Source organism: Streptomyces toyocaensis (genome assembly GCF_000725125.1).
Classification (GTDB): Bacteria; Actinomycetota; Actinomycetes; order Streptomycetales; family Streptomycetaceae; genus Streptomyces; species Streptomyces toyocaensis.
On record NZ_JFCB01000001.1, the window covers coordinates 95,657 to 114,122 of the forward strand.

Sequence of the window (18,466 nt, forward strand, 5' to 3'; positions counted from 1 at the left end):
CCCGGGCGCCGACGATTGCGGGGTACGGGCGCGGTCCGCCTGTTCCAGGCCACCCGGGGAGCGGCTCATGCGCTACGAAATCCGTGTGGAGGGGCATCTCTCGGAGGCGCTGATCGAGGTGTTCCCGGAACTCGACCACGTCACGGTCCCGGGACAGACCCTGCTGTTCGGGTACGTCGTCGACGAGGCGCACCTGTACGGGCTGCTGGCCCGCTGCCAGTCCCTCGGCCTGCGCATCCTGGAGATGCGCCAGGTGCCGGAGTGAGCCCCCGGCCGGTGGTCACGCGGTCCGGGCGTGCACCCTGCCGGACCGGACGGCGGCGCCCAGCGCCTCGAAGTCACGCTCGTTGCGGTCGGCGTAGTCCTGCGCGAACCCGGTGAGTGCCCGGTCGAAGCGGTCGCCGCGCCCCAGGTAGGCGGCGATGGCGACCGGGTCGCCGGAGCGGGCGTGCGCCCGCGCCAGGCCGGCCCCGCACAGGCGGGCGAACAGCCGCAGCAGGCCCGGGTCCATGGTCTCCGGGCGGGCGATGCCCTTCCAGTCGCGCAACTGGCGCACATAGAAGTCACGGGGGCGTCCGTCGAGGCCCACGGCGTGCGTCCAGCCGAGCAGGATGTCGCTGGTCGTCTGGATCAGCCGCTGCCCGGCCACCACGCGCCGGCCCTGGTTGTCGAAGCGTTCGCCGTCCGTGTACGGGGCGAGCACCGACTCCTGCGCCTCCTTGGCCTGCAGCAGCAGGGGGTCGTCGTCGTCCCTGCCGAGCAGGAGGACGATCCAGCAGCGCGTGCCGACACTGCCGACGCCGACCACCTTCCGCGCCACGTCGACCAGGTGGTAGCGGCCCAGCAGGTGCCGGCGCTCCGACGAGAGCGAACGCGCGTAACCGTCCAGGACCTGGCGCAGGGCCTTCTCCTCGGTGGAGGGGTCGTCCAGCAGGTCGCGCAGCGGCGTGACCAGCGGCGGATCCCCGGCGATGCGCCGCCCTTCCGGCGTGACACGGGTGAGCTTCGCGAACGCCTGGAGATGCGTCCGGGTCCGGGCGCGCCGCGTCGCCTCGGTGGTGCGGCGCCGGGCCTCGGCGTCCAGCGACGAGGCCATGAGCTCGCGCAGCCGGTCGGCGTCGTCCTGCGCGTACCAGATGTCGAGGGTGCGCATCCCGGCGAACTCCCGCATGCGACGGCGGTACGCGGCCACGCAGGCGCGCACCGCGTCGTCCTGCTCGTCGAGGGCGAAGCCGTTCGCCCGCCCGGCGACGGCGAAGCTCGCCGCCAGCCGCTTGACGTCCCATTCGAAGGGACCGGCGAAGGTCTCGTCGAAGTCGTTGATGTCGAAGACGAGACGGCGTTCGGGGGAGGCCAGCAGGCGGAAGTTGAGCAGATGGGCGTCACCGCAGAGCTGTACGGTCAGCCCGGTGTCCGGGGCCGGACCGAGGTCCGCCGCCATGACGGCCGCCGCACCCCGGTAGAACCTGAAGGGGGACTCGAGCATGCGGCCGTAGCGGATCGGCACGAGTTCGGGCAGCCGGGTCGCGGACTGCCGCTCGATCACGTCGACGGGGTCGGGCCGGTTCCGGGATTCCTTGAACGAGCCGTGGGAGCCGCGCGGGGCGCGACCGCGCGCGTTCCTGCCGTGCGCGGCCCGCTCGGCGGGCGACAGGAAGCCGCTGAACGGACTCGGTACGGCCATCGCTGTCTCCCGCCTTGCCTGCCCCGGACGACGCCTGCACGCCGCCCAGTCCACCGCGCCCGCCCCACGACCGGATCACCCGCCGGGGGTGACCCGGTGACGGGAGCCGGGCGGAAGGCTGGTCGTGCGCTCGCGCCGCGCCCGGGCGCGCTGCCGCATCCGCGCGGGAGGAGGAGCCATGGCCCTGACAGGTGGTCCGGCGCCGGGGGCCGGACGCGGGTCCGTGCCCGGCGGTGCCGCCCTGGGTCCACCGGGCGGTCCCGCCGACGTCCTGGCGGCACTGGGGCGTTCGTGGACGTGGATGCTCGCCTCCGCGGTCGCCACGTTCGTGCCGGGCATCATCCTGCTGGTGTGGCCGGACACCACGCTGCACGTCCTCGCCGTGCTCATCGGCCTGTACCTGCTGGTGACCGGGGCCTTCCGGTTCGTCTGGGTGTTCGGGCGGGAGGAGCAGGGCGAGCGGCTGCCCGGGCTCCTGCTGGCGGTGCTGTACGTACTCGCCGGGGTGCTGTGCCTGCGCAACCCGCTGCAGACCATCGCCGCCCTCTCCCTGATCGTCGGGGTCGTCTGGCTGGTGTCGGGGATGCTCACCCTCTTCACGGCGCTCGCCTCGCGGGACCTCCCGCACCGCGCCGTCGTCCTCGGGGCGGCTCTGCTCGCCGTCGTGGCGGGGATCGTGGTCCTGGCCCTGCCCGCCGAGTCGGCCCGCGCCCTGACCCGGCTCCTCGGCCTGTGGCTCGTCCTCCTCGGACTCGTCGAGGCGGCCGTCGCCCTGGCCTGGCGCTCCGCACTGCGCAGGTCGGGCATCGGGTCCCACGGCCCGGCGAGCACGGACTGAGAGACCACCGTCCCACGCTTCACCCGTCCCGGGTGAGGCAGCGGGGGACCGGCGGGCGGACGCTGACAACGGGGATGACATGTCGGGCGCAAGCCCGGGACGGAGGACAGAGATGAGCGGCGCCATGTACCTCGCGTACGACTATCCGCTGCTGAGCGCCTTCTGGACCATGCTGATCCTCTTCCTGTGGATCATGTGGCTGGTCCTGCTCTTCCGGGTCGTCGTCGACATCTTCCGCGACGACGAGCTGAGCGGCTGGGCCAAGGCCGGCTGGCTGGTGTTCACGATCGTCCTGCCCTTCCTGGGTGTCTTCGTCTACGTGATCGCCCGGGGCAAGAACATGGGGCGCCGGGAGATCGCACAGGCCCGCGCCCAGCAGGAGGCGTTCGACAGCTATGTCCGCGAGACCGCCAAGGGCACCGGCGGACGGACCAGCAGCGTCGACGAACTCGCCCGGCTGTCCGAGATCAAGGCACGCGGAGACATCTCGGACGACGAGTTCCGCAGGGCCAAGGAGCTGGTCCTGAGCGGCCACGGCCCGGCGGGACACCCGGGCCCGTCCACCTCGTCCGCGGGGCGCTGACCGCACGACACGGAATCGAGGCACGGCCATGGCAACGACACACGGAGCGCGGGGTGCGGGCACCCACGCGCCGTCGGCGAAGCGGCAGTGGGCCGAGGGCCTGACGGTCTTCGCCGCCGTCTCGCTCATGATCGTGGGGGTGCTCGACATCCTCCGGGGCGTCATGGGCATCGCCGAGGACGACGTCTTCGTCACGACGCAGGACTACGTCTTCCAGTTCGACCTCACCGCCTGGGGCTGGACCCACCTCGTGCTCGGCGCCCTCGCGGTGCTCGTCAGCCTCGGACTGGTCCGGGGAGCGCTGTGGGCCCGCGTCGCCGGCGTGGTGATCGCCGGGCTCCTCATCATCGCCAACTTCCTGTCCCTGCCGTACTACCCGGTCTGGTCCGTGGTGATGATCGCCTTCTCCGGGTTCATCGTCTGGGCACTGTGCGTGGCACGTCCGGGTTCCCGCTCCGGGCGCTGAGCCCCGCCGAGGGGTCGCGGACCGGCGCCCGGAGGGACGCGACGTGGGACCGGCGCTCCCGGCCTGCGCGGCCGGAGCGCCGGTCCCACGCGCGGCGGCCGGTCCCCGGGTCCGCGTCCCGCGCGGCCGAGTGGGTACGCGGTGGGGCAGCGGTGCCTCCGAGCGGCCGCGTGCGGCCAGGGCGGCGCCGGGACGGCGGTCGGGACGCCCGGTCCGTGAGGGGGAACGACGGGACACGGCCCCCGTGGGCCGGGAAGGCGGTGGAGATGTGCCGTTGGCTCGCCTATTCGGGCACGCCGATCCTGCTGGACAGCATTCTGTACAAACCGGTCCACTCGCTCATCGACCAGAGCCTGCACGCCAAGATGGGCGTCGAGACCACCAACGGCGACGGGTTCGGCGTCGGCTGGTACGTGCCGGACAAGGACACCCCGGCCGTCGTGCGGGACACCGGTCCTGCCTGGAGCGACCGCAATCTGCGGGAGATCGCCGAACACGTCGTCTCCCCCCTCTTCTTCGCCCACATCCGGGCCTCGACGGGCACGGCGGTGCAGCAGACCAACTGCCACCCGTTCCGGTACGGCCGCTGGATGTGGATGCACAACGGGGCGATCGCCGAGTTCCACCGGCTCCGCCGTGACCTCGCCCTGTCCGTCGCGCCGGAGCTGTTCCCGTCCATGGAGGGGTCCACGGACTCGGAGATGATGTTCTACCTGGCGCTGACCTTCGGCCTGGAGGAGGACCCGCCCGGTGCCGTGGCCCGGATGGCCGGCCTGGTGGAACGCGTCGGCCACGAGCACGGCGTGGAGTTCCCGCTGCAGATGTCCGTCGCGGTGACCGACGGGGTGAGTCTGTGGGCGTTCCGCTACTCCACGCAGAAGAAGTCGCGTTCGTTGTTCTACAGCACGCGCGTCGAGACGCTGCGGTCCCTCCACCCGGACGTCGCCTTCCTGCGCGAGATCGCCGACGACGCCCGCCTCATCGTCTCCGAGCCCCTGGGTGATCTGCCCGGTGCCTGGAACGCCGTCCCCGAGGGCACCTACGGCGTGGTGCAGCCCGACGGGGACCGGATGCACACGTTCGCGCCCGCGTAGGACGGGGCTTCACGCCCGAGGGCCGCCCGGCACGCTAACCCGCTCGTCCCTGTCTGTGGCCACCTACGCGGGTTCCGGGGAGAGTACGGTCAACTGTGCCGGGAACCCGCTCCTTCGGGACACCGTCCGGCGGCGGGCGTGCGGGAGTGGGGCGGCGAGCCCGGTGCTCGTGACGTCCGTCGTGCGACGTCGGTTCGACGCCGACGGCACCCTGAACACGATACGGCGCCGGTCGACGGGCTCGGAGCCGACCATCCGGCCGTCATTCGCGCCGTCGCGGCCGACCGGGACGTCCCGGTCGGCCGGGGTGGGGTGAGCCCCTGGGGCGTTCCGACCGGAACCGGGGCGCCCCAGGCCCGCGCCTCCCCGCGGGCACGGACCGTTCGGCCGGCGCCGAAGCGTCGCGCTCCTAACGTTCCCCCCATGACCGAGAGCACGCAGACACCCACCCCCGCCGCTGCCGTCACCGGCATGGTCGACCACGTCCTCGCGCTGGCCGCCGGCTGGACCCGCTGGAACGGCGAGCCCGTGCACGCCGACGGCCGCGTCCACACCCCGCACAAGGCGATCCGCCGTGTCGCCGACCACCTGATCGACCACCTCGCGGAACTGGAGGCACGCCTCGCCGGCGAGGAACCGCAGCCCGACCACTGGCACGCCTCGCAGATCACCACCGGGGCCGACCTCGCCCCCTTCACCCCGCAGGACCTCGACGAGGCCCGCAGCCGCCTGACCCGGCTGGCGAGGATCTGGGCCCACCGCCTCGACGCGCTCACCGACGAGCAGCTCGACCACTCACCCGGCCCGGGCTGGAGCTTCCGCGAACTCGCCGGCCACGTACTGGAGTCCGCCTACTACGCCGACGCCGTGGGAGACCTGTCGTGACCCCCTTCGCCGAGCTCCACCACGCGGACGAACCCCTGCTGCTGCCCAACGCCTGGGACCACGCCTCCGCCGTCCTGCTGGCCGCACACGGCTTCCGGGCCGTCGGCACCACGAGCCTGGGCGTCGCCGCGGCGGCCGGACTGCCGGACGGCGCCGCGGCCACCCGTGAGCAGACGCTGCGGCTCGCGCTCACCCTCGGCCCGGCCCCGTTCCTGCTGTCCGTGGACGCGGAGGGCGGCTACAGCGACGATCCGGACCAGGTCGCCGAGTTCGCCCGGGAGCTGTACGCGCTGGGCGCGGCCGGCATCAACCTGGAGGACGGGCTCGGGCCCGCCGACCGGCACGCCGCGAAGATCGCCGCCGTCCGTGCGGCGGCCCCGGGCCTCTTCGTCAACGCCCGCACGGACACGTACTGGCTCGGTGACGGCGACCCGGAGGACACCCTGGCCCGCGCCCGCGCCTACCGCGACGCAGGCGCCCACGGCGTCTTCGTCCCCGGCCTCACCGACCCCCGCGCCATCGCCGCCCTCGTCCGCGACCTGGACGGCCTGCCCCTCAACGTCCTCCACTCGCCCACCGGGCCGTCCGTCCCCCGCCTCGCCCGCCTCGGCGTCCGCCGCGTCAGCCTGGGCTCGCTCCTGTACCGCCGGGCGCTCGGCGCGGCGGTGGAGACGGCGGTCGCGATCCGGTCGGGCCACGGGGCACCGGAGGGCACGACGCCCTCGTACGAGCGGATCAACGCCCTGAGCGGGGTCGTCCCGCCTGCCGGCGGGGCCAGTTCCGCAGGGTGACGTCCAGGGCCTCGACCGCCCGGTCCCAGGACGCCTCGAGGTCGCGGGGCGCGCCGAAGGCACCGGCGGACTCCAGGGAGCAGTAGCCGTGAAGGGTGCTGCGCAGCAGACGGACCGCGTCGGTGAGGTCCGGCTCGTCCAGGCCGTAGGCGCGGAGCAGGCCGTAGATGACCTCGGCGGTGCGGCGCATCGCGGGGGAGTCGGTGGCGAGGGACCGGTCCAGGCGGATCTGGGTCGCCGCGTAGCGGCCGGGGTGGGTGAGGGCGTACGCGCGGTACGCGCCGGCGAACGCGGCCAGCGCCTCCTTGCCGGTCCGGCCGGCGACCGCCGCCGCCATCCGGTCGATCATCTCGCCGCCCGCGAGGAGCGCCATCCGCACGCGCAGGTCGTGCAGGCCGCGCACATGGGCGTACAGGCTCGCGTCCCTGACGTTGAAACGGCGGGCCAGCGCGGACAGGGTGACGTTCTCGTAGCCCGCCTCGTCGGCGAGGTCGGCGGCGGCCGCGACGAGACGTCCGGCGGTCAGTCCGGCGCGGGGAATGGAGACCTCCGAGGGGCGCCTGGGGGATCCGGGGGCCGCCCAGCCTACCCAGCGTCACGCGGTCGCGGAGAGGACGAACGGGAGCCGGCCCTGCCGGAGCCCGCCGGGGCCGCCGGCGGGCTGACACGAACGCGTGGGGTCAGCCGGCGAGTACGTCCCGTACGAAGGCGTTGGTGAACGTGCCCCGGGGGTCGAGGTCACGGACGAGGGCCCGGAAGTCGTGCAGGCGCGGGTAGTGGGCGTGCAGCTCCGCCGCCGGCGTGGTGAACACCTTCCCCCAGTGCGGACGCGTGTCGAACGGCGCCAGCGCCTCCTCCACCCGCCGCACCACGGGCAGGACCGTCCGGGTGTCCTCGATCCAGGTGAAGTGGACGGCCACCGTGTCCCGGTCGTAGGAGGGGCTCAGCCACTGGTCATCCGCGGCGACGGCGCGCACCTCGCAGGTCTGCAGCACGGGCGCGACCGTCTCCCGGATCCCGTCCAGCGCGCCCAGCACCAGGGCGGCCGACCTGCTCGGCACCAGGTACTCCGACTGGAGCTCCGCGCCGCTGCTCGGGGTGAACTCCGCCCGGAAGTGCGGCAGCCGCTCGTGCCAGGGCCCCGGCACCCCGAACTGCTCGGTGCAGTTCACCCCCGGCATCCCCGGCACCGGGTGCATCTTCTCGGTCGCGGGAGCGGCCCAGGGGAAGTCCGGCAGCGGCTGGTCGGTGCGCCGCTTCACCCACACCTGCCGGAAGCCCGGCGACCGCCAGTCGGTGAACAGGCTCACGCTGTACGCCGACGCCATCACCTTCTCGAACGTGCCGGCGTCCGTCCCCTCCAGTGGCAGCTCGGTGAACACGCGCTGCTCCACCTCGAACGCCGGTTCCAGGTCGAGGGTGAGCGTGACCACGACACCGAGCGCCCCGAGTGAGGTGACCGCCCCGCCGAACCGCTCGTCGCCGCGCTCGACGGTCACCGTCGAACCGTCCGCCGTGACCAGTTCCACCGCGCGCACGGACGAGGAGAGCGGGCCGTTGCCGACACCCGAGCCGTGCGTGCCGGTGGCGACCGAGCCGGCCACCGAGATGTGCGGGAGCGACGCCATGTTCGCCAGCGCCAGCCCGTGCCGGTGCACCTCCCGGGCCAGCTCCGCGTAGCGCACCCCGCCCCCGACCCGCACCGTGCGGGCCGCCGTGTCCACGTCGATCCGCGGGGGCAGCCCGCCGAGGGACAGCAGCACGCCGTCCTCGCCGGCCTCGGCGATCTCGTTGAAGGAGTGACCGCTGCCGAGGACCCGCACCCGGGGGCTCTCCGCGACCAGTGCGCGCAGCGCGTCCAGCGTGCGCGGGCGGTGCAGCTCCTTGGCGGCGTACGTGATGTTGCCCGCCCAGTTGGTCACGCTCTCGGTCATCCCTCGCCCTTCCGGCCACCGGGCCGGAAAGGGCCCTCGCCGGAACCTACCCCGCCAGTGGCCCACGCCACGTGAGGGGCCCCGGCGGCCCGGACGTCCGACCGGGGGCATACCGTGAGGAGTCGTACGTCCGAACCGGGAGGAGAACACGGGATGGGCAGCCGTACCGCGCTGGTCGAGGATCTGATGGAGCGGTTTCCGCACGTGCCGCGCGAGGCCGTCTTCAAGGAGGACCTGCTGCGCGGCGGTGTGGCCTTCGACCCCTCGGCGCTCAGTGACAACGAGAGCGGAGAGGTCAAACCGAAGTCGTACTTCATCTTCTCCTTCGACCACGGCACCCTGCCCGAGCTGGGCGAGGCCGCGCTGCGGCGGCCGCCGGAGGAGATCATCCTCACGGGTGGTCCGTACGACCTGCGCCGGACGGTGGTGTCGGTCCGTGTGAACCCGGCCTCCCCCTACCGCGTCGCCGCCGACGAGCACGGCGTGCTCGGCCTCTACCTCGACGGCAGGCGGATCTCGGACGTCGGTGTGCCGCCGATGCCCGAGTACTACCGGCACACCCTGTCCAACGGGAAGTCGGTCATGGAGGTCGCCCCCACCATCCAGTGGGGTTACCTGATCTACCTGACCGTCTTCCGGGTCTGCCAGTACTTCGGCGCCAAGGAGGAGTGCCAGTACTGCGACATCAACCACAACTGGCGCCAGCACAAGGCGGCCGGCCGGCCCTACACCGGGGTGAAGGACGTCGAGGAGGTCCTCGAGGCCCTGGAGATCATCGACCGGTACGACACGGCGAAGGCGTCCACCGCCTACACCCTCACCGGCGGCGCCATCACCCGGACGGTCTCCGGACGTGACGAGGCCGACTTCTACGGCCACTACGCCAAGGCCATCGAGGAGCGCTTCCCCGGCCGCTGGATCGGCAAGGTCGTCGCCCAGGCGCTGCCCAAGGACGACGTGCAGCGCTTCAAGGACTACGGCGTGCAGATCTACCACCCCAACTACGAGGTGTGGGACGAGTACCTGTTCAAGATGTACTGCCCCGGCAAGGAGCGCTACGTCGGCCGGGACGAGTGGCACCGGCGGGTCCTCGACTCGGCCGAGGTCTTCGGCGCGCGCAACGTGATCCCCAACTTCGTCGCGGGCGTCGAGATGGCCGAGCCGTTCGGTTTCAAGACCGTCGACGAGGCGATCGAGTCCACCACCGAGGGCCTGCGCTTCTTCATGTCCCACGGCATCACGCCCCGCTTCACCACCTGGTGCCCGGAGCCGACCACCCCGCTCGGCAAGGCCAATCCGCAGGGCGCGCCGCTGGAGTACCACATCCGGCTGCTCCAGGCGTACCGGCGGACCATGGAGGACTTCGGGCTGTCCTCGCCCCCCGGGTACGGTCCTCCCGGACCCGGCCAGGCGGTGTTCTCCGTCAGCTCCTTCATGGACAGCCTCCCCGCGCAGGAGCCCGCCGGGACGGTCTGAGGGACACCGGGAAAGAGAACGAGGAAGGCCGGAACCGAGACGTTCCGGCCTTCCTTGCGTATGGTCACCGCGAGGGGTCGCGGTGCCGCCACACAAAGTGAGGACGGCGCTTGTCAGTTGTGTCGAGTCCGTGAAAAGCTCGGCCACTGCCGCGAGGTTTCCCCCAACTCCAAGGCCCTTATGTCGAGTTGACCTCGCACGTGATGCAGGAGTCTCATGCCCGACCTGCCGAGCCCCCAGGACGCCACCGAGGCGGCGCTGTTCTCCGAGTGCTGGGACGCGGTGCTCTCCTACGCCGACCTGTGCACGGCGGGATCCACCGCCGCCGCCGAACTGGCCCGAGAGGCCTTCGCCCAGGGCATAGGGGAACTCCGCGCGGCCGAGACGGGCACCGCGCGGGGGACCGGCCGCCGATCCTCCCGGCTGCCCCGGATACCCCTGCTGCTGACCGCCGTTCGCAGCACCGCCGCCGCCTGGGAGGAAGCGGGACAGGGGCACAAGCTCGATCCCGATCTCCGGCTGTGGCTCCACTCCGGCCAGGCCGCCCGCTACACCGGCCCGCCGCTGCGACGCCCGGTCGCCGTGCGCGGACTGCGCGATCTGCAGCAGGCGGACGCCGAACTGCTCTGGCTGGCCGAGGCGGAGGCCCTGCCGCTGCCCCTGGTGGCCCGCCGGCTCGGCCTCGACCCCGCCACCGCGGCCGACGAACTCGCCCAGGTGAGCCGCCTGTTCCGGGACCGCTGCCACCGCAACCACCTCGACTCCCCGCTGGACGCCGAGTGCCGCAGCTACGCCCGGCTCCTCGACGCCGTCACCCGCTCGCCCGCCGCGGACACCCCCGACGACCTCTCCCGGCACCTCGCCACCTGTCACCCGTGCGCCGAGGCCGCCGCCTGTCTGCGCCTGCACGGCGGGGGACTGCCCGGGGCGCTGGCCGGCGGAGTGATCGGCTGGGGCGGCCTCGCCTATCTGGAGCGCCGCCGCCGCGCCGCCGAGGTGCGGCTCGGCGCCGGACGCCCGGACCGCGCCGACCCGGACACCGACGACCCCGCGCACGGACCCGGCCGCGCACGCGTCGCCCGGAACGCGCTGCTCGTCACCGCCGTCCTCGTCTCCGGGCTCGCCCTCGCGGTCTCGCTGATGCCGTTCGGCGACACGGCCGAGGAACGCGCCGCACGGCGCGACGCCGACCGCCTGCCCGTGGCCGACCCCGGGCCCTCCCTGCCGTCCGCCCCCACGGTGCCCGCCGGCGACGCCTCCCCGCGTTCCCCGGCGCCGGCTCCGGCGAAACCGTCCGCCCGGGACACCCCCGGCAGCACACCGGACCGCGAGCACCCCGACCCGGAACCGCAGGGCACCTCCTCCGCGACGGCCGCGCCCGGGATCACCGGCCGCGGCGCACCCGCCGCCTGCCGGGTCGACTACCACCTGGCCAACCAGTGGCCCGACGGCTTCCAGGCCACCGTCACCGTCACCACGCGGGAACCGCTCGACTCCTGGCGCGTCGGCTTCACCTTCGAGGACGGCCAGCGGATCACCCAGATGTGGGACGCAACGGTGCGCCAGGACGGCTCCCACGTCACCGCCACCGCCGCCGACTACGACAGGACGGTCGCCGCGGGCGGGAAGCTCGCCTTCGGCTTCCTCGCCTCCTGGCGCGGCACCAACACCCCGCCGTCCGGCTTCACGCTCAACGGCCTCCCCTGCGCGCACCGCTAGACAGAGCACCTGTCGTGGCGACGGCGTCTGCCGCGCGACGCCGTCCCGCCTGGCCCGCACTCCCGCCGCCCCGTCCGGAACCCGGCGCGCGCCCCGGCGCGTGCCCGGCGCCGGAGCTTCCGGGCGACAGCCCGAGGGCCGCACGGGACGTGGATGCCGCACGGCCGGCAGGGACCGTGCGGCGCCCGGTCATCGTCGCCGAACACGGGGCGGTACGGGAGGCTCTGCCCGCCGGCGACGCCACCTCCTCGTGACGTCAGGTGGCTGTAGTGGCTGCCGGCCCGGCAGGTCAGACCTTGTCGTCCTCCTCGGACGGAATGTCCCGTGCCCGGTCCTGCATGCGGTCCCAGAAGTGACGCATGCCGGTGATGCGGACGTGGCGCTGCCAGGGCGCCCGCCGCAAGCGGCAGTACAGCCACGACCGCAGCTGCACCAGCTCCAGCAGTTCTCGCTGGTGCAGACAGAAGACCTCGCTGAACTCGATGCTCAGCGCCTCCACCTTCCTCGGGTACGGACACATCCGCATGCCGCACTTGTTCTCCGCGCAGTGCCGCCCCGCGTCCGGGGCGCCCGACCGGGACCTGTTCGAGTCGCCCGCCGTCGACGGCGCGGGGTCGAGAAGGGAACGGTCCCCCGCCAGGCAGTAGGGGAGCTTCGCAGGGGAGCGGCGGGCAGTCCGCTCTCCCAGGGCACGGAACTGCCGCGTGGGCCGGTGGCGGCCGGTTTCCAGGCCGAGGAGCAGCACGACGTCCGCCAGCAGTTGCTGAGCCGTGGGATCGAGTGTGCTCCATCCCGTCGACGGCGGGATCCAGAGGTTGTGGGCGCGCTGCTCGTACGGAAGACACACCTCGGTGCCGATCACACCGACCGTGGCGGCCTCGTCGATCCACAGGAACCGTTCCGGGCGCCGGGTCTGGAGGGCGTGGACCGCGAGACCCGTGGCCGCACGGACCAGCGGATGTTCCTGACGGCCCGACGTGTCGGGCCGCCACGCATCGATCGATCCCTTGCCGCTCATCCGCTGGTCCGAGGAGACATCGTCCGGCAGTTCCCACAGGGCAAGGGCCTGGACGAGTGTCAGCCGCGTGTACCAGAACGACGTGCGGTTCAGCATGTTCCGCGCCTTCTCCTTCAAGCTGTCCCGGACGACGTCCGTTCCCGCACTCTTGAGAGGCCGGCGGTTCGCGGCGTACTTGAAACCCTGGGCCAGCGCCATACCGAGCTCCGTGTGATGGCCCGACACCAACAGCCGGTTGCGGCCCCGTTCCTCCCCGATGGCCACGTCGATCCACTTCTGCAAGTCGTTCAGAGGGCTGTGGGCGTGGTCGGCCCGTCCCGACGAGAGAGCGAGCAGGGGAAGGAGCGAGGCCTGGGCGGTCTCACCGCGCCACTCCTGGAGTTCCCCCAGCGTTTCGTCCTCGACCCGGATGCGGTCGTACCGGGCTCGGCCCTGGTCCGTGTCGCGCCCGTCGTCACCTGGACACCCGGAACGGGCGGAGAACCCCCGAGGCCGGCCGTCGAGGCCGTCGCTCTCCGGCTCGTTCGCCGCCCGTTTCACCTTCACCGCACTGGGCAGCCGGCGAAGCTGGTCGGCAAGGGAGGCGTAGGCCTGCTGCCCCCCGCTTCCGACCTCCTGGGCGATGGCCACCCGCACCTGGTCATCGGGCTCCTTTCGGCAGATCTCCATGAGCCGCGTGTAGTCGACCCGACGGCCGGAGCGCCCCACGCGGCGCGCGGCCGCCCCGCACTTCACGACGGCGGAGAGCTTCGCCTCGCGCAGTCTGGCCGCGTCCTCTCCCCGGCTCAGCCGCAGCCAGTCATGGCACAGCACCTTCGTCACCTTCTCGTGCTGAGGGACGGCGTCGACACTGTCGATCTCCACGGCGGTGCCGTAGAGCTCCATGGCCCTCGCCCTGGGGCTTCCGTGTTCGGCGAGATGGAGCTGGTCGCGGAGTTGGCGGCTGCGCCGCGCAGCCAACTGCTCCGCGGCATCGGCGTCCCCGAGCAGCTTCCGCGCCTCGTCGACCAGGAGTTCGCGCATCAGAGCGACCGGACAGTCCCGCTGCACCTGGCCGTCGGAGCACCCGCAACGACGGCGCGCCGAACGGGAGTAGAGGGTCAGCGCGATGAGCAGTTCCCGGCCGCCGAGACGTACGGCCTCACGGATGGCCCTGGAGTCCCAGTACGACTCCACCAGTGTCCCGGCACTGCCTTGGGACGCGAGGTGGGCGGAGGCGTGCCGCATGCGCCCACCGGCGGATTCCGGCACCGGCAGTGCCGCTTCGACGATCGAGTGCAGATAGCGGGAGCCGAGGTAGGCCTGAAGAACACTGTGCTGGAAGCGAACCGATCGTCCGGTCTCCTGGAGGAGACCCATGCGGGTTCCCCAGGTCGCTGCCAGCTGGACGTCCATCGACGGCCCCTCCAGGCACTCCGCCGTGCCGGAGAAGCAGTGCGGTACCCACAGGAGTTCCTGGATGTGCCGGTCCAGCTCCGCGGCGACGAGGTCGTTCCATCGCCTCTCATGCGGCTGCGGTGATGACAGACCGTCCGGCCGGGCGTCGACGGCGCCGGCAGCCGTGGGATCGAGCTCCGCGAGGGCGATGTCGGCACGGTCCGAGGCGAGGCCTATGCAGGCGAGCGCGGACACATGGGCGATCACCGCCCTCCTCGTCCCCTCGTTGAGCGGCAGCTCCGGGTGCACCGTGCCCTCGGCCAGGGCCTCCACCCATTGGTCGAGGAGACCCGCGCGCAGGTCCCAGCTGTCCCCCCGTGCGTCACTGTCGAAGCCCTGCCACAGGCTCTGCAGGAGCTCGTGTTCGTGCAGGTCCCTCGCGACACGCATGTACAGAGGAGAGTCCGCCATGCGCGCGACCTCGACGATCTCGTCAAGGACGGGGATGTCCTGACGCCAGGTCCCGTTGGCGGAGATGTATTCGAGCGCGGCCTCCGCGTTCAGTGGCTCCAGCTCCGTGATGGCCGCCTGCACGGCCCGCAGCGGATCGTGCGGCCGGGAGGCGATGACCAGGGGGAGGCCTTCCTCGCCCGCTTTCCGGATGGCGTTACGGATCAGGTTGTCACGTTCTCCCCTCACCTCCTCGTGGTTCAGCGCCTCCTCCAGACCGTCGGCGAGCACCACGATCCGGTCCTGACGCTGCCGGAGCCAACGCCAGATGCGGTCGACCTCGCCACTGGACCGGGCCTTCGGTTTGACGATCTCCTCGAAGCGCGTCCGTGCCAGTTCCGAGAAGTCCAGTTCCCTCTGTGCGTCGCGCAGTCGGACCGGAATGGGGACAGCCCTCTTCTCCGCCAGCTTCTGGGCGAGTCTGACCAGTACCGCGGTCTTGCCGGTTCCCACTTCTCCGACCACGACATGGGGGCGGCGAATGGCGTTGTCCCGCAGGTTGTTCATGATCGCGGTGCAGAGCCGGTCGCGGCCCACGACCTCTCCCAGAAGGCTGCCCGCCGTCGGAACGTAGCGTGCGGGGTGGCGCTTGACCTCGTGCCGGCAGTACCTGCGGATCAGCATCACCCTCCAGACCAGGAACAGCATCGTCGACGCCGCCAGCACCACCAGCGGCGTCACCACACCGGTGACGGCACCGCAGGACATTCCGATGGTGCTGCACACCCGGTCGGGGTCGAATCCCCCCGGCCCCTTCCACCCCGGGAGCGGAGCCGCCTGACCAGGCGTTGTCGGCGATGTCAGGGAGGTGGCGACCAACGCCCACACCGCCCTGGTCAACCAGAGCAGAAGAATCACGGTGAGCACGATCAGCCCAAGGTTCAGGCTGAGGCGACGGCTCCGCCACCTCTTCGGCTCCGTGACGCCCCTCTTGAGGAGCATCCGTGCGCGGACGTGCCAGAAACCGGAGACGAACGGACGCTTCAGATGGGCCCATTGCCGGTGGAACGGGCCTTCCTCCTGTTTCTCTCCCGTGACCAGCTTGAACCTCGGAGGCCGGATGCTGCTCCTCATAGAGCCCCTCCGCTTGCTCGTCTGGGGAACTTCCCGGGCGGTCGGCGTGCCGCGACGCGACCGCCCGGTCGCGGCCTTTCGTCTCGGCCCCGGACGCAGAAGCCGGCGCAAGCGCCCTCTGCCTTCCATAGTCGTCAGGGCCGACGGATCGTGCCACTCAGGCGGGGGTGCTCCACTCCCCGCCCACCTTCCGGCCGGTGAGGAGAAAAGCGGTGGCACCGGGGCCGGCGGTACCCCTAGTGTGTGTCTGCGGTGTTCGGCGACCGGGGTCGCCGGCCGTCGATGGTGCCGATTCGAGCGAGGAGTGGGAGGTGTTGACCGATGACTGTCGTTGAGCTGGGCGCTGCCCGCATGCGCGAATCCGTCACGTCCACCTCCCTGGCCACCGGCTGACCTCTCCTTCTCCGCCCGCGTACGCGCCTGCGTACGCGCGGCCGCCGGGGCCACCCACCTGAAGGGTCACCCCCTTGAGTCACCTCTCTCCTGCCACTTCCTCCGCGCTCGCCCCGTACGGCTGGGACGACGCATGGGCGGACGCGTTCGCCCCCCACGACGCGCACGGGCTGCTGCCGGGGCGCGTCCTCCGGGTCGACCGGGGCCAGTGCGACGTCGTCACCGCCGACGGGGTCCTGCGCGCCGACACCGCCTTCGTCACCCCGCACGACCCGCTGCGGGTGGTGTGCACGGGCGACTGGGTCGCCGTCGAAGCCGGCGGCAACCCCCGCTACGTCCGCGCCTGCCTGCCGCGCCGCACCGCGTTCGTGCGCTCCACCTCCTCCAAGCGGTCCGAGGGGCAGATCCTCGCCGCCAACGTCGACCACGCCGTGGTCGCCGTCTCGCTCGCCGTCGAGGTCGACCTGGCCCGGATCGAGCGATTTCTGGCGCTCGCCTGGGAGTCCGGGGCGCAGCCCGTGGTCGTGCTCACCAAGGCCGACCTCGTGCCGGACGCGGTGACCAGGGCGCACCTGGTCCAGGACGTGGAGACCAGCGCACCGGGCGTTCCGGTGCTCACCGTGAGCGCGGTCGACGGGGACGGACTGGACGTCCTCACCGCGCTGGTCTCCGGCGGTACGTCGGTGCTGCTCGGTCAGTCCGGCGCCGGCAAGTCCACCCTGGCCAACGCGCTCCTCGGCGAGGACGTCATGGACGTACGGGCCACCCGGGACGTCGACGGCAAGGGCCGCCACACCACGACCACCCGCAACCTGCTGGCGCTGCCCGGCGGGGGAGTCCTCATCGACACCCCGGGACTGCGGGGCGTCGGCCTGTGGGACGCCGGAACCGGCGTCGGCCAGGTGTTCCCCGAGATCGAGGAACTCGCCGAGGGCTGCCGGTTCCACGACTGCGCCCACGAGAGCGAGCCGGGATGCGCCGTCCTCGAAGCCGTGGAGACCGGTGAGCTGCCGCAGCGCCGCCTGGAGAGCTACCGCAAGCTGCTCCGGGAGAACCAGTACATCGTCGCCAAGACCGACGCGCGCCTGCGTGCCGAGATCCGCAAGGACTGGAAGCGCAAGCACGCGATCGGCAGGGCCGCGATGGAGGCCAAGCGGGGCCGCCTGCGCTAGCGCACCGCCATGTCCGATTTCCGCCAGCCGGGGCTCCCCGGGTGGCGGAGACTGGACGGTGTGATGGACGAGGACAGCAGGTACGAGGCGGTGCGCAGCCGGGACGCCCGGTTCGACGGGGCGTTCTTCTTCGCCGTGGCAACGACCGGCATCTACTGCCGGCCCAGCTGCCCCGCCGTCACCCCGAAGCGGCACAACGTGCGGTTCTTCCCGACCGCGGCCGCCGCGCAGGGCTCCGGGTTCCGGGCCTGCCGGCGGTGCCGCCCGGACGCCGTGCCCGGCTCGGCCGAGTGGAACGTGCGGGCCGACGTCGTGGGCCGGGCCATGCGGATGATTGCCGACGGCGTCGTCGACCGCGAGGGCGTCGCCGGACTCGCCGCACGGCTCGGTTACAGCGCCCGCCAGGTGCAGCGCCAGCTCACCGCCGAACTCGGCGCCGGGCCCGTCGCCCTCGCCCGGGCCCAGCGGGCGCACGCCGCACGGGTGCTGCTGCAGACCACCGGCCTGCCCGTCACCGAGATCGCTTTCGCCTCCGGATTCGCCAGCGTCCGGCAGTTCAACGACACCGTGCGGGCCGTGTACGCCACCACCCCCAGTGGCCTGCGCGCCTCGGCGCCCCGGGGCGGGCGGACCGCCGCACGGGCCGGCACACCGTCCGCCGGGATCCCCCTGCGGCTCGCCCACCGGGGCCCCTACCAGGCGGGGCCCGTCTTCGACGTGCTGGAGCGCGAGGCCGTCCCCGGCGTCGAGGAGATGAGCGGAACCCCCGGCAGCCGCACCTACCGGCGGACCCTGCGCCTTCCCTACGGCACCGGTATCGCCGCCGTCGGCGAGCGCCCGCACACGGGATCGGGCGCCCACCCCGGCGGCTGGCTCGACGCCCGCGTCCACCTCACCGACCTCCGCGACCTGACCACCGCCGTCCAGCGGCTGCGGCGGCTGTTCGACCTGGACGCCGACCCGTACGCCGTCGACGGGCGCCTCGGCGCGGACGTCCGGCTCGCCCCCCTGGTCGCCGCCCGCCCCGGGCTGCGCTCACCGGGAGCCGCCGACCCGGACGAGTTGGCGGTGCGCGCGCTGGTGGGCCGTGACGAGGCCGCGGAACTGGTCCGGCGCTACGGCAAGAGGCTCGACGCGCCCTGTGGCACCCTCACCCACCTGTTCCCCGAACCCGGTGTCCTCGCCGGGGCCGAACCCGACGGCACCCTGGGCGCACTCGCCGCCGCCCTCGCCGACGGCGCCCTGCGCCTCGGGCCCGGCGCCGACCGGGACGCCGCCGAGGACGCCCTGGCCGCCGTCCCCGGCCTCGACGAACGGACGGCCGCCGTGATCCGCACCCGCGCGCTCGGCGACCCGGACGTGGCCGCGCCCGGGCCGGACGCCCCCGACAGCTGGCGCCCCTGGCGCTCGTACGCCCTGAACCACCTGCGTGCCGCAGGGGAGTTGGAGTAA

Annotated in this window: 15 protein-coding genes; 11 read left to right on the plus strand and 4 right to left on the minus strand. The window is 72.7% G+C overall.

All coding sequences use genetic code 11. The features are described 5' to 3' along the window. Positions 1-67: 67 nt before the first annotated feature. A complete protein-coding gene (locus BU52_RS00425) occupies positions 68-265 on the plus strand; it encodes a hypothetical protein (protein ID WP_037926000.1) in 198 nt (65 codons plus the stop codon). 15 nt (positions 266-280) lie between these two features. Here the strand turns inward: BU52_RS00425 and BU52_RS00430 are convergent, their stop codons facing one another. Continuing rightward, positions 281-1,684, minus strand: coding sequence for a DUF2252 domain-containing protein (locus tag BU52_RS00430; protein ID WP_037926004.1), 1,404 nt, complete (start codon positions 1,682-1,684; stop codon positions 281-283). Between the two features lie 178 nt (positions 1,685-1,862). On the opposite strand from BU52_RS00430, the gene BU52_RS00435 reads away from it, so the two are divergent. The 6 genes from BU52_RS00435 (at position 1,863) to BU52_RS00460 (ending at position 6,341) form a co-directional block, all read left to right on the plus strand. After that, positions 1,863-2,522, plus strand: a complete 660-nt coding sequence (locus tag BU52_RS00435; protein WP_037926010.1) for an HdeD family acid-resistance protein — start codon at positions 1,863-1,865, stop codon at positions 2,520-2,522. A gap of 112 nt (positions 2,523-2,634) precedes the next feature. Further along, complete coding sequence (locus BU52_RS00440) at positions 2,635-3,105, plus strand: SHOCT domain-containing protein (RefSeq protein ID WP_037926013.1); 471 nt, start codon at positions 2,635-2,637, stop codon at positions 3,103-3,105. A 28-nt stretch (positions 3,106-3,133) separates the two neighbouring features. Next, positions 3,134-3,571, plus strand: coding sequence for a DUF7144 family membrane protein (locus tag BU52_RS00445; protein ID WP_037926016.1), 438 nt, complete (start codon positions 3,134-3,136; stop codon positions 3,569-3,571). Between the two features lie 266 nt (positions 3,572-3,837). Beyond that, positions 3,838-4,665: a class II glutamine amidotransferase gene (locus BU52_RS00450; protein WP_037927678.1), complete on the plus strand. Its 828-nt coding sequence runs from the start codon at positions 3,838-3,840 to the stop codon at positions 4,663-4,665. A gap of 423 nt (positions 4,666-5,088) precedes the next feature. Beyond that, positions 5,089-5,550 carry a hypothetical protein gene (locus BU52_RS00455; RefSeq protein WP_037926017.1) on the plus strand — a complete coding sequence of 154 codons (462 nt, stop codon included), beginning with the start codon at positions 5,089-5,091 and terminating at the stop codon, positions 5,548-5,550. Continuing rightward, positions 5,547-6,341, plus strand: a complete 795-nt coding sequence (locus tag BU52_RS00460; protein ID WP_037926018.1) for an isocitrate lyase/PEP mutase family protein — start codon at positions 5,547-5,549, stop codon at positions 6,339-6,341. Before BU52_RS00455 ends, BU52_RS00460 begins: the two co-directional genes overlap by 4 nt. Here BU52_RS00460 and BU52_RS00465 read toward each other — a convergent pair. Continuing rightward, a complete protein-coding gene (locus BU52_RS00465) occupies positions 6,286-6,882 on the minus strand; it encodes a TetR/AcrR family transcriptional regulator (RefSeq protein WP_037926021.1) in 597 nt (198 codons plus the stop codon). The two genes, BU52_RS00460 and BU52_RS00465, sit on opposite strands and share 56 nt — an antisense overlap. 139 nt (positions 6,883-7,021) lie before the next feature. Beyond that, a complete protein-coding gene (locus BU52_RS00470; RefSeq protein ID WP_037926026.1) occupies positions 7,022-8,275 on the minus strand; it encodes an FAD-binding protein in 1,254 nt (417 codons plus the stop codon). 153 nt (positions 8,276-8,428) lie between these two features. Between BU52_RS00470 and BU52_RS00475 the strand changes: the two genes are divergently transcribed. After that, positions 8,429-9,751, plus strand: a complete 1,323-nt coding sequence (locus BU52_RS00475) for a radical SAM protein (protein ID WP_037926029.1) — start codon at positions 8,429-8,431, stop codon at positions 9,749-9,751. 216 nt (positions 9,752-9,967) lie between these two features. After that, positions 9,968-11,470 (plus strand): cellulose-binding domain-containing protein, encoded by a 1,503-nt coding sequence (locus BU52_RS00480; RefSeq protein ID WP_037926031.1) that lies wholly within the window; start codon positions 9,968-9,970, stop codon positions 11,468-11,470. Between the two features lie 289 nt (positions 11,471-11,759). Here the strand turns inward: BU52_RS00480 and BU52_RS00485 are convergent, their stop codons facing one another. Beyond that, the gene (locus tag BU52_RS00485) at positions 11,760-15,101 is read right to left on the minus strand and encodes an NACHT domain-containing protein (RefSeq protein ID WP_167343488.1); all 3,342 of its coding nucleotides are present in this window, start codon (positions 15,099-15,101) and stop codon (positions 11,760-11,762) included. Between the two features lie 815 nt (positions 15,102-15,916). On the opposite strand from BU52_RS00485, the gene rsgA reads away from it, so the two are divergent. Both rsgA and BU52_RS00495 read left to right on the plus strand, forming a co-directional pair. After that, positions 15,917-17,014: a ribosome small subunit-dependent GTPase A gene (gene rsgA / locus BU52_RS00490; protein ID WP_037926035.1), complete on the plus strand. Its 1,098-nt coding sequence runs from the start codon at positions 15,917-15,919 to the stop codon at positions 17,012-17,014. A 9-nt stretch (positions 17,015-17,023) separates the two neighbouring features. Continuing rightward, entirely contained in the window at positions 17,024-18,466 is a 1,443-nt protein-coding gene (locus tag BU52_RS00495; RefSeq protein WP_235216229.1) for an AlkA N-terminal domain-containing protein, read from the plus strand.